17 protein-coding genes, 5 pseudogenes and 1 other annotated feature are annotated in these 26,650 nt (G+C 49.8%); of the genes and pseudogenes, 13 read left to right on the forward strand and 9 right to left on the reverse strand.

The features are described from left to right. Positions 1–42: 42 nt before the first annotated feature. Positions 43–306: a hypothetical protein gene (locus tag GTU79_RS18180; RefSeq protein ID WP_132927568.1), complete on the reverse strand. Its 264-nt coding sequence runs from the start codon at positions 304–306 to the stop codon at positions 43–45. Between the two features lie 537 nt (positions 307–843). Between GTU79_RS18180 and GTU79_RS18185 the strand changes: the two genes are divergently transcribed. Beyond that, positions 844–1,512, forward strand: a complete 669-nt coding sequence (locus tag GTU79_RS18185) for a hypothetical protein (RefSeq protein ID WP_214513223.1) — start codon at positions 844–846, stop codon at positions 1,510–1,512. 305 nt (positions 1,513–1,817) lie between these two features. After that, positions 1,818–1,970, forward strand: a complete 153-nt coding sequence (locus GTU79_RS18190; RefSeq protein WP_214513224.1) for a hypothetical protein — start codon at positions 1,818–1,820, stop codon at positions 1,968–1,970. Positions 1,971–3,115: 1,145 nt separating this feature from the next. Here the strand turns inward: GTU79_RS18190 and GTU79_RS31475 are convergent. Together GTU79_RS31475 and GTU79_RS30660 are read right to left on the reverse strand one after the other, a co-directional pair. Continuing rightward, entirely contained in the window at positions 3,116–3,295 is a 180-nt protein-coding gene (locus tag GTU79_RS31475) for a ricin-type beta-trefoil lectin domain protein (RefSeq protein ID WP_420854190.1), read from the reverse strand. Positions 3,296–3,843: 548 nt separating this feature from the next. Then, positions 3,844–4,011 (reverse strand): annotated as a pseudogene (locus GTU79_RS30660) (Arm DNA-binding domain-containing protein); the annotation flags it as partial. A 39-nt stretch (positions 4,012–4,050) separates the two neighbouring features. On the opposite strand from GTU79_RS30660, the gene sbcB reads away from it, so the two are divergent. Further along, entirely contained in the window at positions 4,051–5,472 is a 1,422-nt protein-coding gene (gene sbcB, locus GTU79_RS18200) for an exodeoxyribonuclease I (protein ID WP_203523365.1), read from the forward strand. Positions 5,473–5,484: 12 nt separating this feature from the next. Here the strand turns inward: sbcB and GTU79_RS18205 are convergent, their stop codons facing one another. Both GTU79_RS18205 and GTU79_RS18210 read right to left on the reverse strand, forming a co-directional pair. Further along, the gene (locus GTU79_RS18205) at positions 5,485–6,915 is read right to left on the reverse strand and encodes a glutamine synthetase family protein (RefSeq protein ID WP_203523366.1); all 1,431 of its coding nucleotides are present in this window, start codon (positions 6,913–6,915) and stop codon (positions 5,485–5,487) included. Between the two features lie 121 nt (positions 6,916–7,036). Further along, positions 7,037–7,870, reverse strand: coding sequence for an SDR family oxidoreductase (locus tag GTU79_RS18210; protein ID WP_203523367.1), 834 nt, complete (start codon positions 7,868–7,870; stop codon positions 7,037–7,039). Positions 7,871–8,049: 179 nt separating this feature from the next. Continuing rightward, positions 8,050–8,166, forward strand: a sequence feature (His leader region). 33 nt (positions 8,167–8,199) lie between these two features. Between GTU79_RS18210 and hisG the strand changes: the two are divergent. From hisG to GTU79_RS18260, 10 genes and pseudogenes are all read left to right on the forward strand, one after another. After that, positions 8,200–9,098 (forward strand): annotated as a pseudogene (gene hisG / locus GTU79_RS18215) (ATP phosphoribosyltransferase). Between the two features lie 4 nt (positions 9,099–9,102). Beyond that, positions 9,103–10,423, forward strand: a pseudogene (gene hisD, locus GTU79_RS18220) (histidinol dehydrogenase). After that, entirely contained in the window at positions 10,420–11,508 is a 1,089-nt protein-coding gene (gene hisC, locus GTU79_RS18225) for a histidinol-phosphate transaminase (protein ID WP_132927554.1), read from the forward strand. The pseudogene hisD and the gene hisC overlap by 4 nt, the downstream one beginning before the upstream one ends. Continuing rightward, complete coding sequence (gene hisB / locus GTU79_RS18230; RefSeq protein ID WP_203523369.1) at positions 11,505–12,569, forward strand: bifunctional histidinol-phosphatase/imidazoleglycerol-phosphate dehydratase HisB; 1,065 nt, start codon at positions 11,505–11,507, stop codon at positions 12,567–12,569. Before hisC ends, hisB begins: the two co-directional genes overlap by 4 nt. Then, on the forward strand, positions 12,569–13,159 hold the full coding sequence (gene hisH / locus GTU79_RS18235) for an imidazole glycerol phosphate synthase subunit HisH (RefSeq protein ID WP_132927550.1): 591 nt from the start codon (positions 12,569–12,571) through the stop codon (positions 13,157–13,159). The genes hisB and hisH overlap by 1 nt, the downstream gene beginning before the upstream one ends. A 3-nt stretch (positions 13,160–13,162) precedes the next feature. Next, positions 13,163–13,903 carry a 1-(5-phosphoribosyl)-5-[(5-phosphoribosylamino)methylideneamino]imidazole-4-carboxamide isomerase gene (gene hisA / locus GTU79_RS18240; RefSeq protein ID WP_203523370.1) on the forward strand — a complete coding sequence of 247 codons (741 nt, stop codon included), beginning with the start codon at positions 13,163–13,165 and terminating at the stop codon, positions 13,901–13,903. Then, positions 13,885–14,661, forward strand: coding sequence for an imidazole glycerol phosphate synthase subunit HisF (gene hisF, locus GTU79_RS18245; protein WP_132927546.1), 777 nt, complete (start codon positions 13,885–13,887; stop codon positions 14,659–14,661). Before hisA ends, hisF begins: the two co-directional genes overlap by 19 nt. Then, positions 14,655–15,272: a bifunctional phosphoribosyl-AMP cyclohydrolase/phosphoribosyl-ATP diphosphatase HisIE gene (hisIE, locus tag GTU79_RS18250; RefSeq protein WP_203523371.1), complete on the forward strand. Its 618-nt coding sequence runs from the start codon at positions 14,655–14,657 to the stop codon at positions 15,270–15,272. Before hisF ends, hisIE begins: the two co-directional genes overlap by 7 nt. A gap of 575 nt (positions 15,273–15,847) precedes the next feature. Continuing rightward, positions 15,848–16,828 carry an ankyrin repeat domain-containing protein gene (locus GTU79_RS18255; RefSeq protein ID WP_214513226.1) on the forward strand — a complete coding sequence of 327 codons (981 nt, stop codon included), beginning with the start codon at positions 15,848–15,850 and terminating at the stop codon, positions 16,826–16,828. Continuing rightward, entirely contained in the window at positions 16,810–18,615 is a 1,806-nt protein-coding gene (locus GTU79_RS18260) for an ankyrin repeat domain-containing protein (RefSeq protein ID WP_214513227.1), read from the forward strand. Before GTU79_RS18255 ends, GTU79_RS18260 begins: the two co-directional genes overlap by 19 nt. Positions 18,616–20,657: 2,042 nt before the next feature. Here GTU79_RS18260 and GTU79_RS18265 read toward each other — a convergent pair. From GTU79_RS18265 to GTU79_RS18280, 4 genes and pseudogenes are all read right to left on the reverse strand, one after another. Further along, positions 20,658–21,194: a hypothetical protein gene (locus GTU79_RS18265; protein ID WP_214513228.1), complete on the reverse strand. Its 537-nt coding sequence runs from the start codon at positions 21,192–21,194 to the stop codon at positions 20,658–20,660. Between the two features lie 931 nt (positions 21,195–22,125). Next, a pseudogene (gene gndA / locus GTU79_RS18270) lies at positions 22,126–23,529 on the reverse strand (NADP-dependent phosphogluconate dehydrogenase). Between the two features lie 1,320 nt (positions 23,530–24,849). Next, positions 24,850–25,146, reverse strand: coding sequence for a hypothetical protein (locus tag GTU79_RS18275; RefSeq protein ID WP_214513229.1), 297 nt, complete (start codon positions 25,144–25,146; stop codon positions 24,850–24,852). A 511-nt stretch (positions 25,147–25,657) separates the two neighbouring features. Continuing rightward, positions 25,658–26,636, reverse strand: a pseudogene (locus GTU79_RS18280) (glycosyltransferase family 2 protein). Between the last annotated feature and the right edge of the window lie 14 nt (positions 26,637–26,650).

Here is a 26,650-nt window from a genome sequence, read left to right on the forward strand (position 1 = left end):
TTGAGACAGCGATCACGCATTGCTCAGGAATAAGGGCGGCATTCACCCCGCAGTTACCCATTTCAGCAGTATCAGCGAAAAAATCGCCGGAATGCCGAACACCAATAACAGCATCGGTAATTCCTCCAACAGCGAATAACCGCCTTGGGTCACTCCGCCCCATAAATTAAGCAGCGATACCACCAGCCAAACCACGATAAAAACCTTGACCGCCGCCAACAGCGTGACGGCGGCGATAAAATGCGCCACCAGCACAAACACGCCAAGCAGAAGCAGACCGCCGGAAACCACTAACACTGTATGCATGGGATAAGTCCCGCAGAAAATGATCGATAACCTATCATGCATAACATAATGAAACCTTGCCGTCATCTCTAAATGGCTAACTTTACAACGGGCCACATGAGGCGGCAGGGCACGAAGGGCATAAAACCGCGATCCCGGCGCAATAAAGGTTATTATGATGACAAGCCGCCATTCGTGCCATCCAAGTGTGTTGAAATGTAGCCAGCGAATTCTTCCTGGAATTCTTCCTGGAATGAGTAGTGAGATAGCTCATAAATCATTAATTGCTCCATTAACGAATAAACGGTGGCTATTATTCCTCTCGAAATCAATTACTCTTGATGTAAAATGCACATTAATAATTATTTCCATAAATCCTTTTTTCGTTTATGCACCATCATGGTTTTATTTATATAAAGTTAAGAAACACCTTATTTACTTAGCGTTGCTAGCCATGAGATTATACGTTTCAGCCAATGATTTTCTCGCCAAAATTGGTTTTGTTACAGTCAGTTTATCCACAATTCTCTATTTATCATGGAAAAGGATCTTCACAACATGAATAATAATACAATCAGCTTAACAGAAACCTCCTCCTATCAGCACAATAATGAGCCGGTAAATCATGAAACCCAAAGCCCGCTAGCTTCAATGGCTAATGCCGCAAATATCGTACTTGAAGGACCAGGCTCAACGGCAGGGCAACCGTTTGATTCTCCTTCGTCCACCCTTAATCTTCACCAGGCAGGGTCGCCTGGAAGTAGCCATCAAGACACCGACGGTCAAACGGTCCTCATTGACGAAGAGTCCCGAAAGTTGGAAAACAAGGCCAGACAATGCGTGCTCGAAGCAATCAAAGCACAAAAAACGCAGCAGCAGCTTATCGCTCAGGAAGCTTTCCGGGCACGGGAAAAACGCGCCTCGAGACACCTGGCCGGTGAAACGCCGAAACCGGCTCAAAGGCTCAGCTTTATATCGGTGGAGCAACGTGGCGACGCCTTGCTGCCGGGAAACGTTAAAGCTCCCAGTCTTTCTGATGAACAGAGCGCCTTTGCAAGCTCTGACGCAACACTCCGCACGCAAGCCCATGATGACGTTCAGGAGGATCACGCTGCCTCTCATGTCACCCTGCGAAAACAAAAACCGGTTCCCCGGCCACGTTTATCAACTCCGGCGCCACTGCCATCTAGACTCTCCCCGCAGCCACAGCGGCTCCATGAAATTTAGCAGAGTCCATTGCAAAAATCTGTAAGCTTGAAAACGGAATCTGAATTGGACAAAACTTCGCTAGCGACTCACCAACCCCCTTCATTTCAGTCAACCTTTTCACAGGGAGTTATGCCGGAAAATCTCGAAGAGTTGAAAAGGCTTTTCTCTCCATACTAGACACGAGAAAAAAGAAGTTAAGGATTTTAATAATTTAAGAATTAACTATATAGATAATTTAGATTTAATATTGCAAGAAAAGCAAGATGCTATGAGTAAAATGATTGAAATTCTGAAAAGAGGAAAATTTATAAAATGAATCCATCATGCTGAATGCCCTGATACGCATTCGTCTTGATGCTAAAGATCTCAGCGGATTTTACGAAGCCATTGCGAACGATGCTGAAGTCCTTATGGCGCTTGACGGCTGGCCCGAATCTATAGATAAAGACCCCCTGTGGTCACGGCTTTTCAAATAGATATGATTTCCAGAAAAAACAGGTCTATTGCATAATTTGAGATACGAAGATTTGTATTCTGAATACTGCGCTGAAACAGTAACCCAGCGCCATGTTATAGACCAGGACTCTCCTGGGCTGACACAAATATTTGATTTCAATGGGCAGCCTTTATGACGTGCCCGCATCGGGTTTACAATACCAATTGCCTAGCCTGGTATCCCTTCGGGGTCCAGGCCACTTCCTGGCCGGTCATCCGCTAACAGTGCCAAAATCAACCAAACAGCCGACCTGGGTGAATGCCAATATGGCAGACGGCATAAGAATCTTTGGGTTATTTGTACGCAAAATTTGACCGCTGTTCTTGCTGAAATTTTCGAAAGCAGATTAAATGTTTTTATTCAAATAGTTAGGCACAATAAATGTCACGCTATTTCTGAACGCGTCATTATTTCATATGTGCTGATTTCACTAAAACTAATTTCATAAGTTTATTTCATTTATGAAATTCCGGATAAAGTCAAATTTCACCCATTCTTCACATTAACTTTATTGAATATCGAATGACTAACACGCAAACTGATGATGTTATATTTTTAACAGAAAAACCAAATTTTGAAAAATATAATAACCTTTTTCAACTGGAAACTGTGTTAACGGTTTCGTTTGGAACAACTATCCTCAGGAATAAAAATTGAACAGATCGACTTATATAATCCTATTGGCTATTATTATCCTCTCGTCTGCAGGCTGTTCATATTTAAGCGGAACCCCAGGGGTAATCCTTCCAGCACGTCACCAAGAATTGTTACGGCTAGCGGACAAAAGCAGCTATGGAACGATCCGGGTTTATTCGGAGCCGTACCTAAAGACTTGCAGGAGCAAGGTGATAACACCTGTGCCCGGGATGGCAATGGTAAAGCCATTGGCTATCACCCGCACCCCAAAAAATACGATGGTTCCTATTATTCCGGCCCGGGATACTTATGCTCAATGATGTAGCAAGCAACTTTTGCCATGAGCGTAATAACTCGCGCAAGGTTTGAACCTCATCAATAATATTATAAAAGGCCGCCGGCAACCGGGCCGTGATGGCGGTAGGTGTCACTGGTGGCTTTGCTTGCGCATTATCGATGGCTCTCCTGAAAGCCATCTGTAATGCTACTTTACTGAGGTAACGTCCAATTCTGTGCAGGCAGACCAGCACATGCGGCCATCGTCACCGGCTTGTCCAACCCTGCGGCCGTCAGGCACTTATTTGATGCCATATTACGGACCTCCGTACCAACACCTTGAAAAGCTTTCCATTGCTGTTTTGTGTCATTAAAGTCACAGGCAGCGGTCACAGGGACTTTACCACCGTCATCAGACAGACACTGACCGCTTTTCAGTACGATGTAATGAAAATTATTTTTACAGGGCTGGCTTTCGCCACGGAATCGCAAGCTAATAAACTGGGTTTACCCTGGTCATTCTCATCCAAACAGTTACGGCCATTTGCAATATTAAGATGACCAGATACTGTTTCAGTCGTCACCGTCACTACTTTGGCCCTTGGATATCTTCCTGTGAAACTGCTGCAATCGAAGAGAACGATACCGTTAAAACAACAATTGATGCAGATAAACGTGCTGCCATATAATCACTCCTTGTGAATTAATTATCTTTTGATTATTAACATGTTTAGCTTAACAACAAGTTAATGACATGTTTTTGATACAGTTAAATAAGGTCTCTATCAAGATTTTATTTACATTTATTAACTCCATTTATATAACGTTTAGCTGAGGCCGCTCTGGGTTGTGCCCTGGGCCGGAGTCACGGTTCGATTGGGCGACATGAACGCTGGGGTCAAAGCCCCTCTCCAGCAGCGAGCGCAAATCCACAACCGGGTTAACGTCAGGGCTGGGTGCTTGCCAAGGCCAAGCCGATGCTGTTTCCCCTGCCACCTGTAACGGTACTGAAAGTTAATCACGCCTTTAGGTGATATCCTTAAACCAAGCCCATCCGAATCAGTTATTTCGGCAGGGCCGGCATAGGGTTTACCCTGTAACGAACGTAGCCAATGTCATACAGATACATTGAAGAGCGATGAGATACCATGGCGGACACAAAAAGACAGCCGACCTTTCTGGTGCATGATTACGAGACCTTCGGCACGCACCCGGCGCTGGATCGCCCGGCCCAGTTTGCCGGCATCCGGGCCGATCTGGAGTTCACCCCGCTGGGGGATCCGCAGGTTTTTTACTGCCGTCCGGCGGACGATTACCTGCCCGACCCGGAAGCGGTGCTGATTACCGGCATCACGCCGCAGCAGGCCGCCCGCGAGGGAGTGAACGAGGCGGAGTTCGCCCGGCGTATCCATGCTATGTTCAGCGTGCCGGATACCTGCATCCTCGGATACAACAATATCCGCTTCGATGACGAAGTGACGCGCAATATATTCTACCGCAACTTCTATGATCCCTATGCCTACAGCTGGCAGCAGGGAAATTCCCGCTGGGATCTGCTGGATGTGATGCGTGCCTGTTATGCTCTGCGTCCGGAAGGCATCCACTGGCCGCAGAACGATGACGGCTTGCCCAGTTTTCGTTTGGAACACCTGACGCGGGCCAACGGCGTGGAACATACCCATGCCCATGACGCCATGGCGGATGTCCATGCCACCCTGGCCATGGCCCGGCTGGCACGCCAAGCGCAGCCAAAGCTGTTCGATTATCTCTACCGTCACCGCGGCAAGCAGTCCCTGAAGGCCTTGATTGACATCGCCGCGATGAAACCGCTGGTGCATGTATCGGGCATGTTCGGCGCCGGACGCGGCAATACCGCCTGGATAGCGCCGCTGGCCTGGCACCCGGATAACCAGAACGCATTGATTGTCTGCGATCTGGCCGGCGACATGTCGGTTTTGCTGGACCTGGATGCGGACCGGCTGCGGACCCTGCTCTATACCCGCCGGGATCAACTGGGGGAGCAATCGCCGGTGCCCATCAAGCTGGTGCATATCAACAAGTGCCCGGTGCTGGCCCCCGCCAATACCCTGCGGCCGGAGGACGCGCAGCGGCTGGGTATCGATCGGAAGCGTTGCCTGGATAACCTGCTCATTTTACGCCAGCATGCCGAAGTGCGGGAAAAGGTTTTAGCGATATTTAGCGAGGCGGAACCTTTTGTCCCTTCGCAGGATGTGGATGCCCAGCTGTATAACGGCTTTTTCAGCGACGCCGACCGGACGGCGATGGGGATTATCCTGGAAACCGATCCGGTCAATCTGCCGGCGCTGGATATCAGCTTTGTCGACGGCCGGCTGGAAGAGCTGCTGTTTCGCTATCGGGCGCGAAATTTTCCCCACACCCTGGATGACAGCGAACAGCAGCGCTGGCTGGCCTATCGCAAGAATGTGTTCAGCCCGGAAAAATTACAAACCTACGTCGCGACCCTGGAACGGCTTTATGCGGAACACCAGGACAATGAAAACCACCTTCGGCTGTTAAAGGCGCTGTTTGACTATCTGCAGCAGCTTTAAGTTACCGCAGCTTCAAGCGTTTTTCAGCATCCAGCCGATTTCGGTCTGCGTCACCATACGTTCGAAATGCCGCAGCTCCGCCTGTTTGCAGGTATGGAAAACATGGCAAAAATGCTCGCCCAATCGATGCGTTAACGCCTGATTGCCGGCAAAAAGCCGCAGTGCCTCGCATTGCCGGATGGGCAGCGTCGCTCCCTGCAGCTCCTCGCCGTTGCCGGTGACCTCCTGTGGCAGCGGCAACGGATGCTCCAAACCATGGGCTATGCCGGCCAGCGCCGCGGCCAGGGCCAGGTAGGGATTGGCATCAGCCCCAGGAACCCGGTATTCCACCCGGTGATTGGCGCTGTCGCTGCAGGGAATGCGCAGCGCCACGGTCCGGTTGTTATAGCCCCAGTTGGCCTGGGTCGGCACATACATGCCCGGCTGGAAACGCCGGAAGGCATTGACATTCGGCGCCAATACCGCCATGGAAGCCGGCAGCAAATCCAGCATTCCGGCCAGGATGCGGCGCATCAGCGGGGAATTCCGGCCGGCGGCGTCGGACAGCAGATTTTTGCCTTGGCCGTCCTGCAGGCTGATATGCAAATGCATACCGCTGCCGGCGAAGTCCTCGTAAGGCTTCGCCATAAAGGTGGCGTTCATGCCGTGATTTTCCGCCACCAGCCGCACCAGCCGTTTGAGCTGCAGGGCGTGATCGCAGGCCTTCATGAGATTATCCCCATGCAGCAGATTGATTTCGAACTGGCCGGGGGATGATTCGGCTACCGCGCCGTTGAGAGGCAATTTCTGTAAACCGGCCAAGCGGTGGATATCGTCCAGCACGGCGGCAAAGTTATCCAGATTTTCCAATGAATAGATTTGGGGCTGGGTATGGCGTTCATGGGTGCCAGGCGCGCAGGGCGGCTGCAGCATGCCGGAGGAATCCCTGTCCTGATCCACCAGGTAAAACTCCATTTCCACCGCCACCACCGGGAAAATATCCTGTTGCTTTAGGACATGCCAAACCTGATTCAACACGTTGCGCGGTTCAACAGCAAACGGCGACCCGTCCTCATCCAGCATGGTCAGCATAAGCTGGGCAATATGGAAGGGATCGGCGGCGGAAGGCATTAATGTACCGGCCACCGGCATGCACAGATGATCCGGCTCGCCTTTTTCCTGTCCGAGTCCCGCTTCCTCCACCGTATGGCCGTAGAGGTTGATGGCAAAAACCGATGAGGGGAAATAACAGCCGTTTTCAATTTTCGCCAGGCTGGCGACGGGAAGACGTTTACCGCGGAAAAAACCATTCAGATCGGTGAGAAGAATATCGACATGCTGCGTATGGGGATAGCGTTCCAGGTAAGCATGGACTTCCCGCTGGAACGCGCTGGTTCGACTCTCATCGTATCGCGCTGCACGGCGAACGGCCGTACAAGGCTCGGCTTCCTTGAGATTATGCATAGACCACCCGCATGAATATGCTGCTGATGAGATTATGGCTGACGCCAAATCCGAGAGCGCACACTACGCCCGCTATAAAAAACATAGCGGCAATCGCCGGTATTGGCAAATACGTCCCCGGCTAGGATAACCGGATCGGCATCAGCGCGGGATCCGGATACTGATATTCAAAGCCCAGCTCACGGCAGATACGGTTACCGTCGACGATTTTACCGGTTTCCTTGTCGTCGCCGGGCAAAAATTCCGGCGGCTTGGTGCCCAATTCACGCGCCCGCGCCGGATAGTAGTCCCGTTTCGCCGGATGCCCCGGGGCGCAGATATTATACAAATGGCCGCCCTTAGGCAGTTTAAGCAACAATTCGATAGCGCTTATCACATCGGATTGATGCACCAGATTCACCCCATGGGAACCGCCGGGTAAATGGGTTTTGCCCGCCAAAAACCGGCCGGGATGGCGGCTCGGCCCCACCAGCCCCGCCAGGCGCAGAATATCCACCGAGGTATTGGGCAGGCGATGCAGCCACTGCTCCAGTTCCCTCAGGCAAATCGCCGTGGGGGTCACCGGCTCCAGCGGGCTGTTCTCCCGCAGGGTGCCGACGGTATCGCCGTATACCGACGTGGAGCTGGTAAAAATAATCCGCGGCACGCCAAAGGACAGCGCGCTGTCCACCACCTGCCGGACCGCCAGGAAATAGTCCTCCGGCCGCTGCGCGGTATGGCCCGCCGGCAGGGTCACGATAAGCGCTTCAACCTGGAGCAGAGCGGCCATATCATCCGGCTCGGCCTGGATCTCCGGCGTCAGCAGCAGCGGATAACACTCCACGCCGCACATCCGGGCCGCATCAACCCCGTCCGGGGTGGTTTTCGTTCCGGTGACGCCATAACCCTTGGCCAGTAATGACAGGGCCAGGGGCATTCCCAGCCACCCTAAACCCACAATCGCAATTTTTTTCATAATCCCTCATCCGCAAGGCTCCGTTCTCACAGGATCGATAGCCTCGCTGCTAAACGTCAAGCCAATCGGCAAAAAAATGTTGCACTCGGCGGCAAATATCGTTAGGTTAACTATAAATGTAATACACCGTTTCATCAGCTTATTGCGAGAATATTTATGAACTGCGTTCAGTTTAGCCACCATCGCCACCATCACCCTGACTAGTCTTTCAGGCGTTTGGTGCTGGAAGACAAAAATCTTCCAGTGGCGCAGAACGTAGAGAGCCCTCGGAAGATTTCTTCCGAGGGTTTTTTGGCTCGATAATTTCAAATCTTAGGTTAGAGGACTTCATTTTGGACAAATCACGTTTACGGATAGCGATGCAAAAATCAGGCAGGCTCAGCACGGACTCGCAGAAACTGCTTGAGCACTGCGGCATTAAAATCAATCTCCAGCAGCAGCGTTTGCTGGCTTTGCGGAAAACATGCCCATCGACATCATGCGCGTCCGTGACGACGATATCCCCGGATTGGTGATGGACGGCGTGGTGGATTTGGGTATTATCGGTGAAAATGTCCTGGAAGAAGAGCTGCTCAATCGCCGCGCCCAGGGTGAAGACCCCCGGTATTTTATACTGCGCCGCCTGGATTTCGGCGCCTGCCGTCTGTCGCTGGCGCTGCCTCTGGATGAGCCCTTCACCGGACCGCAGTGCCTGCAAGGCAAACGCATCGCCACCTCCTATCCGCACCTGCTCAAACAATATCTCGATAAACTGGGTATCAACTTCAAATCCTGCCTGCTGAACGGCTCGGTGGAAGTGGCTCCCCGCGCCGGCCTGGCGGACGCCATCTGCGATCTGGTTTCCACCGGCGCCACCCTCGAGGCCAACGGTTTACGGGAAGTAGAGGTGATTTACCGCTCCAAGGCCTGCCTCATCCAAAGCGACGTTGAGCTGCCGCCGGCCAAGCAGGCGCTGATCGACAAACTGATGATCCGCATCCAGGGGGTCATCCAGGCCCGGGAATCGAAATACATCATGCTGCATGCCCCCACTGAACGTCTTGACGATATCGTGGCCCTGCTGCCGGGCGCCGAACGCCCCACCATCCTGCCGCTGGCCGGCGATAAACAGCGGGTGGCCATGCATATGGTCAGCAGCGAAACCCTGTTCTGGGAAACGATGGAAAATCTCAAAGCCCTCGGTGCCAGCTCCATTCTGGTACTGCCCATTGAAAAAATGATGGAGTAGCCTGATGACCCCCTCCCCTTTTTCAACGCCGATTCGCTGGGACGCGTGCTCGCCGACGCAGCGGGCGGCTCTGCTGGCCCGCCCGCCGTGGCGGCCTCGGACAGGATTGGCGACGCGGTGCGCGACATTATCGCGCAGGTCCGCCAGGGCGGCGATGACGCCATTAAAACCCTTAACCAGCGCTTCGACCACACCGCCACCGAACAATTGCGGGTCAGCGATGAGGCTATCGAACAGGCCGCGGAACGCCTGGCGCCGGAAGTAAAACAGGCCATGGCGACGGCGGTAAAAAATATCGACTGTTTCCATCGCGCCCAGCAGCTGCCGCCGGTGGATGTGGAAACCCAGCCCGGCGTGCGCTGCCGCCAGCTGACCCGCCCGGTGGCCTCGGCGGGTCTCTATATTCCGGCGGCTCGGCGCCGCTGCCTTCCACGGTATTGATGCTGGCGACCCCGGCGCGCATCGCCGGCTGCGCCAAGGTGATCCTCTGCTCGCCGCCCCCCATCGCTGATGAAATCCTCTATGCGGCGCGGCTGTGCGGCGTACAGGAGGTCTATCAGGTGGGTGGGGCGCAGGCCATCGCCGCCATGGCCTTCGGCAGCAAATCCATACCCAAGGTGGATAAAATCTTCGGTCCCGGCAACGCCTATGTCACCGAGGCCAAACGCCAGATAAGCCAGCTTCCCGGCGGCGCGGCCATCGACATGCCCGCCGGCCCCTCCGAGGTGCTGGTGATAGCCGATAGCCATGCCGTTCCGGCGTTTATCGCCGCCGACTTACTGTCCCAGGCGGAACACGGCCCGGATTCCCAGGTCATCCTGCTCACCCCCGATCCGGCCATCGCCGATGCAGTGGCCCGGGAAACCGACGCGCAGCTCGCTCGGCTCTCCCGTGGCGATATCGCCCGCCGGGCGCTTAAGAGCAGTCGTTTGATTATTGCCCGCGACCTGGCGCAATGCATCGAGATCAGCAATGAATACGGACCCGAACACCTGATTATCCAGACCCGCGACGCGGAACAGTGGGTGCCAGCCATCATCAATGCCGGGTCGGTATTTCTCGGCGACTGGTCGCCGGAGTCGGCAGGGGATTATGCTTCCGGCACCAACCACGTGCTGCCCACCTATGGCTACACCACCACCTATTCAAGCCTCGGGCTGGCTGACTTTCAAAAGCGGATGACCGTCCAGCATCTCACGCCGCAAGGGTTGCTGGGATTGGCGCCCACCATTGAAATCCTGGCCGCGGCGGAACAGCTCACCGCCCATAAATACGCCGTCACCGTGCGTGTCGCCGCACTCAACGCATTACAGGAGCAACCATGACTATCAGCCACCTGGCGCGCGCCAACGTATTGGCGCTGGAGCCCTATCAATCGGCGCGACGCCTCGGGGGTAGCGGTGATGTCTGGCTCAACGCCAACGAATATCCCCTGCCGCCGTCCTTTAAACCGCGCTACGGCAATTTGAACCGCTATCCGGCCTGCCAGCCCGAACAGGTGATTAACGGTTATGCCGCCTATGCCGGCGTAAGGCCCGATGGCGTGCTGGTCTGCCGCGGCGCCGATGAAGGCATAGAGCTGCTGATTCGTGCCTTTTGCGAACCGGGCCGGGATGCTGTCCTGTTTTGTCCGCCCACTTACGGCATGTATGCCGTCAGCGCCGAGACCTTCGGCGTGGCGCGCCGTACCGTCCCGGCCCTTCCTGACTGGCAGTTGGACCTGCCCGCCATCGAAGCACAGCTGGACGGCGTCAAGCTGGTATACGTTTGCAGCCCTAATAATCCCACCGGCAACATTATCCAGCCCGAAGAACTCAAAGCGCTGCTGGAGATGACCCGCGGCCGGGCGCTGGTGGTGGCGGACGAAGCCTATATCGAATTCTGCCCCCGGGCGACCCTGGCCGGCTGGCTGGCGCACTACCCGCACCTGGTTATCCTGCGCACCCTGTCGAAAGCCTTCGCCCTGGCGGGGTTGCGCTGCGGTTTCGTACTGGCCGGCGCCGAGGTGATCCAGCTTTTGTTAAAGGTGATTGCGCCCTATCCCTTGTCGCTGCCGGTGGCGGATATCGCCGAACAGGCCTTAAGCGCCGAGGGCGTGGCGCTGATGCGCGAACGGGTGGCCCAAATCACCGCCACCCGGCAATGGCTGGCGAATGAACTGCAAGAGTGCGATGCGGTGCTGGAGGTCTATCCCAGCGAAAGCAACTATTTGCTGGTGCGTTTCGCTCCCGGCAGCCCGGCGTTTAAAAGCCTCTGGGATCAAGGCATTATCCTGCGCAATCAAAGCAAACAGCCGGGCCTGACCGATTGCCTGCGCATCACCATCGGCACCCGGGAAGAGTGCCGGCGGGTGGTGACCGCGCTTCGTGAACTGCCGGTAACCGCAACCCGCCGCCAGGAGGCATTGTGAAGCAGAAACTACTGTTTATCGATCGCGACGGCACGCTTATCACCGAACCGGAAGATTTCCAGGTCGACCGGCTGGACAAGCTGGCGCTGGAGCCGGGGGTCATCACCGCCCTGCTGGCGCTGCAAAAAGCCGGCTTTAGCCTGATTATGATCACCAATCAGGACGGACTGGGAACCGCCAGCTTCCCGCAGCCGGATTTCGATGCGCCCCATAAAATGATGATGCAGATCTTCGCTTCCCAAGGCATCCGGTTCGACAAGGTATTAATCTGTCCCCATCTGCCGTCCGACGGCTGCGAATGCCGCAAACCCGGCACCGGCATGGTACAGGTCTATATGGAAAACGGCCTGATGGATACCGCCAACAGTTATGTGATAGGAGATCGGGAAACCGATATGCAGTTGGCGAACAATATGGGCATCAAGGGGCTGCGCTACCGGCCCGAAGCCCTGGATTGGCCGGCGATAGCCGGGCAGCTGACCCGCCGCGACCGCTACGCCCGCGTTAACCGCGTCACCCGTGAAACCGCCATCGATGTCCAGGTCTGGCTCGACCGGGAAGGGGACAGCAGCATCAATACCGGCGTCGGCTTTTTTGATCATATGCTGGATCAGATAGCCACTCACGGCGGCTTTCGTATGCACATCGACGTCAAGGGGGATTTGTATATTGACGACCACCATACGGTGGAGGATACCGCCCTGGCGCTGGGCGAAGCCATTAACCAGGCCCTGGGGGACAAGCGCGGCATCGGCCGTTTCGGTTTTATGTTGCCCATGGACGAATGCCTGGCGCGCTGCGCGCTGGATATTTCCGGCCGCCCGCACCTGGAATACAAGGCGGAATATAGCTATCAGCGGGTGGGCGATCTCAGTACCGAAATGGTGGAACATTTTTTCCGCTCCCTGTCGTACGCCATGGCCTGCACCCTGCATCTGAAAACCAAGGGTAAAAACGATCACCACCGGGTGGAAAGCTTGTTTAAAGTGTTCGGACGTACCCTGCGCCAGGCAATCCGGGTGGAAGGCAACACCCTGCCCAGCTCGAAAGGAGTGCTCTGATGAACGTCGTGATCCTGGACACCGGCTGCGCCAATCTCTTTTCCGTCACCGCCGCCGTGCGCCGCCTCGGCTATCAACCGACGGTCAGCCGCGAAACCGATACCGTCCTGCGGGCGGATAAACTCTTCCTGCCCGGCGTGGGCACCGCCCGCGCGGCGATGGAACAACTGCGGGAACGCGGCCTGATTGACCTGGTGAAATCCTGCACCCAGCCGGTATTGGGCATTTGTCTGGGTATGCAATTGTTGGGCAGCGCGAGCGAGGAAAACGGCGGCATCCGCACCCTGGACATCATCGATACCCCGGTCGTCAAAATGACCGATTTCGGCCTGCCGCTGCCGCACATGGGCTGGAACCAGGTACAGGCCCGCAGCGACAGCCGTTTGTTCCGCGGCATCGATGACGGCAGCTATTTCTATTTTGTCCACAGCTATGCCATGCCGCTCTGTGCCGCCACCCTGGCCCAATGCAATTACGGCGAGCCGTTCAGCGCGGCGGTGGAGCAGGAAAATTTCTTCGGCGTGCAGTTCCACCCCGAGCGCTCCGGCGCCGCCGGCGCCCGTTTACTGAAAAACTTTCTGGAGATGTAACCGGTGATTATTCCCGCTTTGGATTTAATTGATGGCCAGGTGGTGCGGCTGCATCAGGGCGACTACGGACAAAGCCGGCGGTATGGCAACGATCCCCTGCCCCGCCTGCAGGATTACGTTCGGCAAGGAGCACAGCTCCTGCATCTGGTGGATCTGACCGGCGCCAAAGACCCGGCCGCGCGCCAAATTCCCCTGCTGAAGACGCTGCTGGCCGGCGTAACGCCGGCGCCGGTGCAGATAGGCGGCGGCATCCGCACCCTATCGGATGTGGAGGCACTGCTGGAGGCCGGCGCCACCCGGGTGGTGGTGGGATCCACGGCGGTGAAGCAGCCGCGGGAGGTACAGGGGTGGTTTGAACGTTTCGGTCCGGACGCGCTGGTGCTGGCCCTGGATGTCCGCATCGACGGCCAGGGACAGCGCCGGGTGGCGGTGAGCGGCTGGCAGCAGGATTCGGGCATGACGCTGGAGGAAGCCATCGGCCAGTATCAAGCCTACGGTCTCAAACACGTATTGTGCACGGACATTTCCCGCGACGGTACCCTGCAAGGCTCTAACGTCGCTTTATACCGGGATCTTTGCCGCGCCTACCCCGCCATCGCTTTTCAGGCTTCCGGCGGTATCGGCGGCCTGGAAGATATCAAACAGCTGCGCACCAGCGGCGTTCAAGGGGTGATCGTGGGCCGCGCCCTGCTGGAAGGCAAATTCACCCTTGAGGAGGCCATCGCATGCTGGCAAAACGTATAATTCCCTGCCTGGACGTCCGGGACGGACAAGTGGTGAAAGGCGTACAGTTCCGCAACCATGAAATCATCGGCGACATCGTGCCCCTGGCCCGGCGTTACGCCGAGGAAGGCGCCGACGAACTGGTGTTCTACGACATCACCGCCTCGTCGGACGACCGGGTAGTTGATCAGAGCTGGGTGGAACGCGTGGCCGAAGTGATAGATATTCCCTTCTGCGTGGCGGGAGGCATCAAGACCCTCGAACAAGCCGGCCGCATACTGTCGTTCGGCGCCGACAAAATTTCCATTAATTCGCCGGCGCTGGCGGACCCGACCCTCATCACCCGCCTGGCGGATCGCTTCGGCGTACAGTGTATCGTCGTGGGCATTGATACCTGGTTCGACGCAGGCAGCGGTACCTATCAGGTCAATCAATATACCGGCGACGAAACCCGCACACGCGTGACCCAATGGCTGACCCCTGACTGGGTAACGGAAGTCCAGCGGCGCGGCGCCGGTGAAATTGTCCTGAACATGATGAACCAGGACGGCGTCCGCAACGGCTACGACCTGAAACAGCTCAAGCTTATCCGCGAACTGTGCCACGTACCTTTAATTGCCTCCGGCGGCGCCGGCACGGCGGAACACTTCCTGGAAGCCTTTCGCGACGCCGAAGTGGACGGCGCGCTGGCGGCCTCGGTATTCCACAAACAAATCATCAATATCAGAGAGTTGAAAGCGTTTCTCGCACAACAGGGAGTAGAGATCAGATTATGTTAACCGAACAACAACGCGCCCGGCTGGATTGGACCAAAACCGGTCAAATGATGCCCGCGATTATCCAGCATGCGGTCTCCGGCGAAGTCCTCATGATGGGCTATATGAATCCGCAAGCGTTGCAGGTCACGCAAGACTCCGGCAAGGTCACCTTCTTTTCCCGCAGCAAGCAGCGCCTGTGGACCAAAGGAGAAAGCTCCGGCAACTTCCTGAACGTCGTCAGCATCCATGCCGACTGTGATAACGACACGCTCTTGATCCTGGCCAATCCCGACGGCCCCACCTGCCATACCGGCGCCGACAGCTGCTTCTCCCCCGCCGCCACCGACTGGGTTTTTCTGTACAAGCTGGAAACCCTGCTGGCGGGCAGAAAAAACGCCGATCCGCAAAGCTCCTATACCGCCCGGCTCTATGCCAGCGGCACCAAGCGCATCGCCCAGAAGGTGGGGGAAGAAGGCGTAGAAACGGCCCTGGCGGCCACGGTCCATGACCGGGAGGAATTAACCAACGAAGCCGCCGACCTGGTCTATCACCTGCTGGTTTTACTGCAGGATCAGGATCTGAACCTCAGCCGGGTGATTGGCCGTTTGCGTGAGCGGCATAACAAGCCATAAAAATCCCGCTGCCGAACCCGTGTCGGCAGCGATCCTTTGCCCATCTTCCCTTTTCACCGGCGACGGCACTTAAAAGGAAACTCTCCTTGCCGGTTTGTCAGTACGCTACAATTTTTCCCAACCAAGCGTTCCATGGCTAAACGCCCTCAATTATTATAAAATATTAGCACCCAATCCTAATAATCGGCTAAGGTGGTAATCTTCTAGAAAAACATATTTACACATATTATAAATAAACGAGAATAGTAAACACATCTCATATCAACTGCGTTTTCTTATATACCCAACCTTGAAATCAGGATACGTTCTTAGAGGCCACTACGAGCTCTTTACGAACACTTTTCGTTATAAATATCTAGAGAGGAATTAAATGAATACGACATTGCAGCCATACCTACAGCCTGAGTTGGCTAATTTGTCTAAGACTATGTCATTACCCTCGAAGGGCAATAATCTTGCCAATTATACTGCACAACTAGACTTAATAACCAATAGGGTTTTACCCATGCTGGCTAAGGCTGAAGAGCGCTATGGTAATAACTCAACCAAAATAATAAATTTAAAGAAAACCATTATTGCACGATTTAAAAAACAAGAGCGAAAATATCACGGCAGAACATCGCAATGCGTATATTCATCGAAAACAAGCAATACTCAGTTGCCTGCCTCAGATGGGAAAAGCAAATGGTGTTATTGCAAATAATCGTGTGTTTGACAATAAACGTTTATATGAAGCAAGGATTAACAGCAGCGACATTAACGCACAAAATCAACATGGAATAACACGTTTGATGGTGGCTTCAGCCACTACGTACAGCCTAGAGTATGTTATAAATTTATTAAATAATGGCACAAAAATAGACCTGCAAGATCAAGAAGGAAACACGGCATTGATCTGGGCCATTAAGAGTCTTGCATTGGTTGGCCAGCAATATAGAAAAAAACTACGCTACCTAAAAAAATGGAAAAGCGCGTCAGAACTATGGATTAACGCCGCTATGTCAACGGATCGCGCCCGCGAGAATCCATCAGAACGCAGAGAAAAAAAATTAAAATCGGCAAGGGATAAAACATTCGAAGAGGTGAAAATAAACATCGATCTCTTTCCCACGCAACGCAAAGATAAAGCAATATTACAGATAATCCACACCTTGATTGGCCACGGCGCCAGTGTCACCCTAACAGGCACCGGCAGCTTTAGTGCAGTGATGCTCGCGGTGATAAGCAATGAATTAACACTCTTGGAAAAGCTGCTAAAAAACAAAGCCAATGCTGACCTGCAAAATAACGCGGGTGAAACGGCTCTTCATCTGGCGGTAAAATACAATACCTGCTGGAGAATAGTTGAATTGCTTTTGCTTTACGCCACTGATATCAATAAAAAAGATAAGAAGGGTCAAACGCCGTTTATGCTGGCGGTACAGCGAGGGAAATGGGATATCATCGCTATCATGCTGGCCAAAGGCGTTGATTTAACAGAAACCGATACTCTGGGCTGGACGGTTTTGATGCACGCCGTAAATTGCGGTGAGCTAAAATGGTCGACTATTTGTTGAAAAGAGGCGCTGACGTCAATTTTGTGAATGCCGATAATATAACAGCACTCCTCATTGCTGAGGAAAATAAAGATAACAACATCACTGAATTGCTGAACACACACCTATCTGACTTATCATCTCGAACACCACAGCAAGCAACGCTAACGACGCAAAGCATTCTGCCAACGCTTACTCCCGTAAGGAATTCAGATGATAATAAAAGAAGAAAACGGACAGAGGATCATATAGCGCCGACGTTTCAACATAACGTCAGGCGTAAAAAAAAGCATAACGCAAATAAAAGGCATGCCCCTGAAGAGAAAAAAAGTAATTCCCATGAAAGTATTGTTTGGCATGATATTATCAAAAACCATATTAGAAAACTTACCGCCAGCAATAATAAAGTTAAAAATCCTTTCATTGACCAGACACGTCAGGCATGCCTGCAAACGGTAAATGGCGCAAAAAACATCGCGGTAAGCGCTATTGAATTGGAAAAACTACATCAATTTTGTGCTGAAATTGGGAATAGCAGCAATGCCCAAAACCATGATGGCATTAGCGATTTAATGATGCAGGCAGCCACCAGCTACTCTAATGCTGGTTTTGTTAATCCTATGATAAGAAATGATGGCGCCGACGTAAACCTTCGGGATAAGGAAAACAATACCGCATTAATGTGGGCCGTTAAATCGTTTCTTGAGATGAATGAAGAAAAAGAAAGAAATAAACATCAGCTGCAAAAATTGACGTTGGGAAAAGTCAATCATAAAGATTATTATCTCCGCTTTCGTCCAGAAGAAGAACAGCCACAAGAATTGCGTTGCGATGACATCATTTGTGACGAAACAGCCTGTGAAGAGGATATTTTCGATGTTGCCAAGCCTAAAAGATTATTTGGCAAAGCCAAAATAGCAGCGAATAATGCCCTATTAAATATCATTGATAAAAGTTTTAAATTAGATAATTTACATTGTACCGACATGTCATGTGAGGAGAGCTATATGGCTGTGCTGAATAGCGATACGTCCGAATACCGCAACACTCCATGTGACGAAACGGGTCCAAGCGACGACCCGCTGCATGAGATTAATTGCCATCTTGCCGTTAAAAAAGAAATCATAAGAAGCCTGCTAGACAACGGCGCGGACAGCGATTTAACGGGCACAGAGGGTTTTAGTCCGCTGATGATGACCGTTATTAAAAACGATTTATCAACGTTTATGCAGCTGATCGCAAGGGGCGCAAATAGCGAGCTAACCAATGACGCCGGGGAAACCGCTTTGCACTTGGCCATCAAATACTCTACCAACCAGAACATCATCAACTTGCTTATAGTCTTAACTAAAAATATAAATGTTAAAGATAGCAACAATCAAACCCCCTTTATGATTGCCTCCTTTCGCGGGAAACTGGATGTCATGGAATTACTGATACAAAAAGGCACCGATATCAATCAAGCGGATCATCAAGGCTGGACGGCGTTAATGCATGGGGTAAATTGTAACAACGAAAAGATCGTGAAATATCTCATTGATAAAGGAGCCGAAGTTAACTTACCTACCTCATGTTCGAAAAGCGCTCTCATGATTGCATTGGAAAAAAGAAACAAAAATATGGCACAATTACTTTTCGTCGCCGGGGCGAACATAAAGGCGAAGGAAAGAGACTATTTTGAGTCTTTAACGATAAAAAGTATTCATAAAGGGAGCGCTGCTTTAGACTCAGAGACATCGAAAGAAAACAAAGATCAATCTACCGGTCAAACATTCACTGCAGACCACAATCAAACCATGACTGACTAAAAAACGATTTCCCAAGGTGATCTTAGACGTGAACAAGCGACGCTAGGACAACTTTTTTGCACCCCACATCCTCAACTAAGAAAAACAATCATGCATCTGTCATTGCCAACATATGTTCAGCCTGCGTTGGCTAATGCTACTCAGCCGATAGTGGCTGATGGCAATAATTTTGCTTAGTACTCAATCAATCATGTTAGGTCTCAATATCGCATGGATAATTCCTTGTCCGGCAGGATCTAATGACATGCTTAGATTTTTATCGCCAACGCTTGCTGGTAACGCAGTTTAGGGCAAGATATTTCACATTCTCCGCCAGCAGTTTGATATATTCATAGCTAACCAACGGCTTGTGCTGTATGCATAATTTTGTTAATTTCAGGAAAACTTCTTCATTGTCCACTTGTGGTATATATCTAAACCCTTTTAGAATATTGCTTATGATTTCTATTTGATATTCATATCGAAACGTGCTTCTGGTATTGAAAATTCTCGACATATTAAAATATATGTTTTGGCGGGACTTTATTAAACTGCTCCCGATAGAATTTCAACCATAGTTCCCCGCGGCTGTATTTTCCCTAATGTAGAAATATCCCTTTGAATTTCAAGCAATACATAACGATTTATTATTTCCAGCAAATCGGTATCGCGACCATAGACATCTTCAAAGTATTCGGACCATTGACAAGAAATCTCCACACATCGCCTGAAAAATATGCAAAAGTGGTCATTATTGATATTTACCTTCCTAAACAGCGTTTTAAATATCATCAATTGCATGAGCGGGTCATAGTTACTCAGTTCTCCGGGTTGCCATCCTGCCCTAACAATCTTTTGATTTCCGGTTCGGTATAATGATTTTCGAGACTGGCTAACAGGAGTTGCCCTGCTCAATACTTTTGTAAGTAATCGAACGAGTCTTATCATCTGCGGCTGATTTCTCAGCCGGCAGATTAAAGCTCACCGTTCGTTTGACGCGAGGCGGCCGTCCCGCTCCCGCTGGCGAAACATACGGAGATAACGGGGTGCTTGGTTCATCACTCTTTTGGTCTTACGTTAAAACTTTGGGTACGATTTATTATTTTTTGATGGAACATAATTACACGTAGAAGCATGCCGAGCTGGGTATGTCTTGATTTTGACAACGACGCCTTGTGCGGATAAGCATTCACTTCCGTAGGATGGAGCGCCATCAGAAGTGGACATTGCTGGGGAGACCATTCTACCTGGTCTGCAGGATAAACGTTGGTACAACCCATACCCGCCGTCGTCTTAGGAAAAGAGGCCAACGTGTGATGATTGGAAATCGTTTTCAATTGGGTTGCACCACAAAAGCTTCAGCCACCGGCTCGGTTGTTAGATTATTTTGCGTGTGGCGACAGCATAAAAATCGGATCATTTCAAATTCCTCTGTTATAAAAAAATCATTCTCATTGTTGAACCTGATGATTAATTATCAAATTCTTAAAGAGCTTTTATCCTCTTTTTGGAGAGAATGAAATCCACGATGACGTGATCATTTTAGTGCAGTCAATATTGGTGAATAGAAAGTTGAATTGATAATATCTAACTTATAATGAGCTAATTCTTCTTTTAAACAGTATGAGATGTTTTTTCAATTTTTGATTAAAGCGCTTTGACATGAATTTTCTTGAACATAATTCCATTAGAATGGCACCATCTTTGACAAGATTATCAGGTAAAAAATCAGGTTTTTGATAAGCCATTGAAAATATAATTTCTCACGTCACTTGAGCATAAAAAGACGCTTCCAAAAGAGATTTAAAATATGGAAAAGCGTTGCAGGCGGTGCCTGTTGGCACAAAACCGGGAAATGCTTAAGTAATTGCCGGATAATGACATTGCAATTGACAGTAGTGAATCGAGAGACTGTCTGAAATAAGTAATCATAGACCTGTGGAAAAATTGACTTGGGTAGTGCCGGAGACAATGTCGACTAAAATAAGCCAAGCATTTCCCCAATAATTGGAACTGCCGCTGAGTTAAATCAACGTTATCCACCGATGGGGAAAATAGACTCTTCAGCCTTTGAAAACAAAAATTTTATGATTCCTTTCCAAGTGCTGAAAATTATCCATAATAATAATGAGCTTTCGAAGTTGCTCCGGTGGACTCAATGTTGCAATAGCCCCTGGTTGAATTGCTGTGCCCAATAAAGCCTTTAACAAGGATAAATTGTATTCTGTCCATACTCCCCGGCTGATATATTCATTTTGTATATCCGCACTCTCGCTAAGATTAACTAATTTTCTCGGTACGCGCTTCATCTGCTCATTTATAAGCTTAGCGTTGTTACGCGCGATGGTATCCGCCGTCAGAGGTGAACGCTTAGCGGATGAGTGCCGCCTTGCCCGACCGGCCGTCAACGGCAGCACATATTGCCGATATATGGCGCTGCTTGCTTCTGCCTCAATTGGGGCCGGCGTATTTCGTACTCCATTGATCCTTTGCAAGGACGCTATGGGCATTGCTCCTTGGGATTTTAAGTTGTCATGGTCGAGGTTGAAAGCCAAAAACCCTGGATGTGCGGAAAGTCGATGGGTGACATTATTTTGCATATTATTAGTTTTATGATTATGTTAAGTTCAGCGATCGTTTGACCGCGTTGTTTTTTCAGTAACGCATACTAACGCCCTCCTCTTTTAAAGGCATTCAATTTCAGCTTTTTATTAAGCTAGCATTGAGTTCCTGGTGTTTTGCAAGATATCACGCAAATAATGACATGCTGGACATGAATACGAACCTTCCTTCAACAGGTCGGCAAGAAACTGAGAAAGTAAATTTTTTTCATCCGATGTTAATCTGGTGCCGTTACGGTTAATTTCAGTTGCAAGATAGAGTTGGCACGATGGCGGGAACACTTCAAATCGGGCAAGCAAGACCTTGCAAGCACCCAGCAGCTCGCTATTTTCTATATGTTTTAATCCCCGTTCGCTGAAAACGGTTTGGGCCAGCCTCTGTACCGCCGGCGGCCACTCTTATGATTTCACGCATGCGGATGAACAGCAGCTGTTGTCCCGCCATAAAGACGCTTCCACCCGTCTGCCGGTGTTGGCCGGACGGTATCTCGTCTGCGGGCGTACCGCTTTAAAATGGTTAGATTGACACAAAGAGACGTCCGGCCGATTGCCCATACAGGTAATGCTTACGCCAAAGAGCTTGGGCAATTTATTCTGATCTGCGTAAATAAGAGGTTCAATTTCTCCCGTTTCTTTGTTCTGCTGAAAACAACTCCATGTCAAACCAAACATCCCCTGCTCCTGATTTTGATGAATTACATAAGTCTTGTTGCCAACAGTTTACGCAAATATTATGCTGAACTCAAAATAAGGCCTGGATTAGGGAGAAAATAATATGTTAAAAAAAACGACTAGCGAATTTTATATATTTTATAGACGAAAAAAAACCGGTCAGTTTCCCGATCGGTTTTCTCAAAAAAAACATTAATACCCGCATTCACACTCTGAGTTTAGGGCATTGGATAATATATTATTCTAACCATTCAGTATGGAATACACCTTCTTTATCGGTGCGCTTATAAGTATGCGCGCCGAAATAGTCACGCTGTGCCTGGATCAAATTGGCCGGCAAGACGGCGGAACGGTAGCTGTCGTAATAAGCAATGGCTGCAGACAGTGTCGGCGTCGGAATACCGTGCTGAACGGCAAACGCCACCACATCGCGCAGTGCCTGCTGATATTCATCGGCAATTTTCTTAAAGTACGGCGCGAGCAGCAGGTTGGCGATATCGGCATTCTCAGTATAGGCATCAGTGATTTTTTGCAGGAACTGCGCGCGAATAATGCAGCCGGCGCGGAAAATTTTCGCTATTTCGCCATAATGCAGGTTCCAGTTGTTCTCTTCCGAGGCGGCCTTTAACTGAGAAAACCTTGCGCGTAGGAAACGATTTTTCCCAGATAAAGCGCACGGCGCACCTTCTCGGTAAATTCCGCTTTATCACCGGTAAAGGCTTCGTCCTTCGGGCCGGTGAGTATCTTCGCCGCGGCGACACGCTGTGATTTCAGCGAAGAGAGGTAACGGGCAAACACTGATTCGGTAATAAGACTGAGCGGTTCTCCCAAGTCCAACGAACTCTGGCTAGTCCATTTACCGGTGCCTTTATTGGCGGCTTCGTCCAGAATCACATCCACCAGATACTTACCCTCTTCATCCTTCTTGGTAAAAATATCTTTAGTGATATCGATCAGGTAGCTATTGAGCTCGCCTTTGTTCCAGTCGCTAAACGTCGCGGCCAGCTGCTCATTAGTCAGATGCAGGGCATTCTTCAATAACGCATAGGCTTCTGAAATCAGCTGCATATCGCCATATTCGATACCGTTATGCACCATTTTGACGTAATGGCCGGCGCCATCAGGACCGATATAGGCCACGCAGGCTTCGCCTTCGGCCCGCGCGGCGATTTTTTCCAGAATCGGCGCCACCAGATCATAAGCGGCTTTTTGCCCGCCCGGCATAATCGATGGACCTTTCAGCGCACCCTCTTCGCCGCCGGAAACACCGGTACCGATAAAGTTGAACCCTTCGGCGGACAATTCCTTGTTGCGGCGAATGGTATCGCGGTAGAACGTATTGCCGCCATCAATCAGGATGTCCCCTTTGTCCAGATACGGTTTCAGCGATTCGATGGTTTTATCGGTGCCTTCGCCGGCTTTGACCATTAGCAGTATGCGGCGGGGTTTTCCAGGAATTGACAAACTCCTCCAGGGTGTAATAGGGCACCAGCTTCTTGCCTGGATTTTCCGCAACCACTTCTTCAGTCTTCTCACGGGAACGGTTGAAGATTGAAACACTATAACCACGGCTCTCGATGTTCAGCGCCAGATTGCGCCCCATTACCGCCATACCGACTACGCCGATCTGTTGTGTGGACATTAAGCAACTCCTGTCTGATAGATACGAGCCCTGCCAGGACATGCACAGGCTGGGCTTTATTGTGGCAAATATGTTAACTCAGGATAGCGCACGGGGTAGTAATTGATGTAAGAGATAGCATCCCCGTCAATGTCACTCTTTAGTTATTGTAACCAGGTCACAGTCGATATTGAGGCCCTTATCTAACGTCATCCGGATAGCATCACGTTTAAAATTTTTAATTTCAAAGGCATGGCTTCCTCCGTTAGAATTTTGCGGTCTGTGCCTGCCCAGCCGCATCATCGAGTGTCACCACAACGCCATCCGCATCAGGGCAAGTCTTACTCACCGAACGAATCACCAAATGGTCTGGCCGCCAATGAAATTTTATGACTGTGGGACGATTAGCCCCAGGATGTCCAGTCAATGTTTGGGCATCAATAAAGTCAAATCGCCCCCATGTATCGCCTAGACTCGCCTCGGCGGTAAGATATTCATATCCTAAACCGGCATAAAGCTCATCCCTCCAATCCGGATAAATGGCAATAAATTGATTAAAAGTCCATCAATTTCTTCAGGCGTAAATGCTCGCATTTTTCATAAATATAGGCATGAACATTATTAGCCAATATAAAATCATACGGCAATTTTTATAGGCATTCCCAATACCTTGGTGGTTAAGTAGTGCCAGGGCGGGTAGTTGAACTACTTTTGCCCTTTATCATAGCGAAGGAGTTGCACCGGATCGGCCACCACGAGATATTTCACCGTAAATGGTTTAATTCGCAATTTATCGCGCAGGTCCATTTCTGAAATATAAAAATAGTTTTGAAAGGACACCTTGTGAGAGGGAATCGAGCTGATCGCCTGACAATGTGAAACTCGAACTCAAGACTGCGAATTGATCGCCATTACGCGTCAATGAAGTTAGCACATCGACCAATTCTTGGTAATGATCAATATTATCAAGCTTAAGACTATAATTTTGTCCGGTAATATTGCATTAATAGCAGTTGGTATTTTAGGCCCAGTACGATAGAGATTATTTATTAAGATAAAACACTTAATACCACTATAACTCCGGCTATAATAGGTCCTTTTTGTTCAAAAACAATTAAATCATTTAAGCCAATCATGGTGATTATAAAATCCACATGGCAAAAGGAAGCATATGTTGTATGCCCGGAGATTGAGTGCGGGTAAATAAGAAAAACTAATCACGAGATTAGCCAAAGCAAACAAGCTAATCAAACTTTTTTCCGATAAGGAAAGATTAAAGCGTACAAAATACTTAGCAATACCACAGGCAATATATAATAACCAATACCAGTTAGTGTGTTTTCAGTGAAACCAAAATGGCGCTTGATAAGCAGAATAAGCAACGCTGTAATCTGTGCGTATTATGCGCTTAATCAAACCGGACTGGAAAGCATAAGAAAATAAAACGGTAGTAATAGCGCTCGTGGTAAATGTTAAAGCAATATTACGCACTTGCGTTAAAACTTTAATTCCGGCAACGTTCTTAGTTTTCAGGCGATCATAAAAAACCAATACCGGTAAGGTTATATAAAGCGATACTATTGTATATGCATACCAACGTCTAAATAAAAAGCTGCCCATAACAAGAATCCAAGCCATAATGATTTTCTGACTGAAAAATTCACTGAAAAGATGCATTTATCACCAGTAAAACGGAACCTAGCAACGGTAGCAGGCCGATAATATCGGGATATCCACGTAAAGTCGGTCGCCAAAATGGTACAAATAGTGTCGCTAGGATCAAAGTAAAAATAAAAACTCTTTGGCTATTATCATAGAGTTGTTTCAAAAATAGAGATATTAAAAGCCAAGCAGACTAAGATAAACCATTGTCAGGCCAGAAATATAGGCAAACCGGCCCGGACCTAGAATCAGATAAAATGGAAATAAAAAGATATGGATGAAGGGTTATAGTCAGCGTTTCTAATCTCGTGCTCGTTATTGACAAACCACCTGAAAAAGTTTTTGTAATCAAATTTCCATAATTTTGCCATTGATTCCAATAATTTCTAAAATCCCACACATATATAGTTTTTCACCAGAAATATAAACCCAAGTATTAAGGGCAATAAAAAACAACCAAAATAAAAATCAGTACGTTCATTTTAAGTCATATTTCTTCATAATAAAACCTATTTAAGGATTTTTCGATAAAATATTTTGGCCTATGTTTTACTTCTAAATAAACTTTTCCGATATATTCACCAATGACACCAATAGACAGCATTTGAATTCCCCTAAAAAGATCGCTATCATCATTGATGACCAACCTTCTACCGTGCTGCCTAGCAATTTTTCAACTATAGCATAAACTGCAGCTACGCAGGAGAGTAAAGAGATTATAAATCCTGTTAATGCAATCACTCGTAATGGCGTAATCGATAGTGACGTGATTCCCTCAAGTGCCAAAGCCAGCATCTTTGAAAGCGGATATTTCGAGTCACCGGCATTACGGCTCTTACGCGTATAATATACTTTTACCGATTTAAAACCTACAAGTGGTATCAAACCTCGAATATAAAGATTTTCCTCTTTGTAGCTCAATAGTGATTTCAATGCTAGTGCACTTAGCAAACGAAAATCGGCATGATTTTCAATCTGATTGACACCTAGAATGCGCATGAGCTTATAAAATAAGTAGCGGTAACCCGTTTAAATACGGTATCTGTAGCGCGATTTTCTCGGACACCATAAACGATGTCATTTCCTGCTAAATAGGTATCAACCATTTTATCGATAACCGTAATATCATCTTGTAGATCGGCATCGATGCTAACAACTATATCCGTTTCTGCATGTTCAAGCCCCGCCCATAAGGCACGTTGATGCCCACGATTTTGCGACAACTTCAGACCGCGTATATTGTCATAATCTCTGTTTGCATCGCAGATCATCTGCCAGGTTTTATCACGGCTGCCATCGTCGACAAAAAGCAAGCAACTCGTGTCAGAAATTTTCTTAGCTTGCCTTAAGCGTTCCAATGTTTCTGATAACTGTCTTAAACACATAGGAAACATTTCCTGCTCGTTGTAGCAGGGTACAACGATCGTTAAAGCAGGCCGGAGGGCATGCAACGAAGCTTCAGCCATAGTTTCACTATTTT

This window comes from Sodalis ligni (genome assembly GCF_016865525.2).
GTDB lineage: Bacteria > Pseudomonadota > Gammaproteobacteria > Enterobacterales > Enterobacteriaceae > Acerihabitans > Acerihabitans ligni.

Excerpts from the sequence above, each read along its gene's own strand:
- GTU79_RS18185 (WP_214513223.1), top strand. The coding sequence starts at position 844 with ATGAATAATAATACAATCAGCTTAACAGAAACCTCCTCCTATCAGCAC.
- hisIE (WP_203523371.1), top strand. The coding sequence starts at position 14,655 with ATGTTAACCGAACAACAACGCGCCCGGCTGGATTGGACCAAAACCGGT.
- GTU79_RS18180 (WP_132927568.1), bottom strand. The coding sequence starts at position 306 with ATGCATACAGTGTTAGTGGTTTCCGGCGGTCTGCTTCTGCTTGGCGTG.
- GTU79_RS18265 (WP_214513228.1), bottom strand. The coding sequence starts at position 21,194 with ATGCAAAATAATGTCACCCATCGACTTTCCGCACATCCAGGGTTTTTG.
- sbcB (WP_203523365.1), top strand. The coding sequence starts at position 4,051 with ATGGCGGACACAAAAAGACAGCCGACCTTTCTGGTGCATGATTACGAG.
- GTU79_RS18275 (WP_214513229.1), bottom strand. The coding sequence starts at position 25,146 with ATGGCTTGGATTCTTGTTATGGGCAGCTTTTTATTTAGACGTTGGTAT.
- GTU79_RS18260 (WP_214513227.1), top strand. The coding sequence starts at position 16,810 with ATGGTCGACTATTTGTTGAAAAGAGGCGCTGACGTCAATTTTGTGAAT.
- hisC (WP_132927554.1), top strand. The coding sequence starts at position 10,420 with ATGACTATCAGCCACCTGGCGCGCGCCAACGTATTGGCGCTGGAGCCC.
- hisH (WP_132927550.1), top strand. The coding sequence starts at position 12,569 with ATGAACGTCGTGATCCTGGACACCGGCTGCGCCAATCTCTTTTCCGTC.
- hisF (WP_132927546.1), top strand. The coding sequence starts at position 13,885 with ATGCTGGCAAAACGTATAATTCCCTGCCTGGACGTCCGGGACGGACAA.
- GTU79_RS18205 (WP_203523366.1), bottom strand. The coding sequence starts at position 6,915 with ATGCATAATCTCAAGGAAGCCGAGCCTTGTACGGCCGTTCGCCGTGCA.
- GTU79_RS18210 (WP_203523367.1), bottom strand. The coding sequence starts at position 7,870 with ATGAAAAAAATTGCGATTGTGGGTTTAGGGTGGCTGGGAATGCCCCTG.
- GTU79_RS18190 (WP_214513224.1), top strand. The coding sequence starts at position 1,818 with ATGCTGAATGCCCTGATACGCATTCGTCTTGATGCTAAAGATCTCAGC.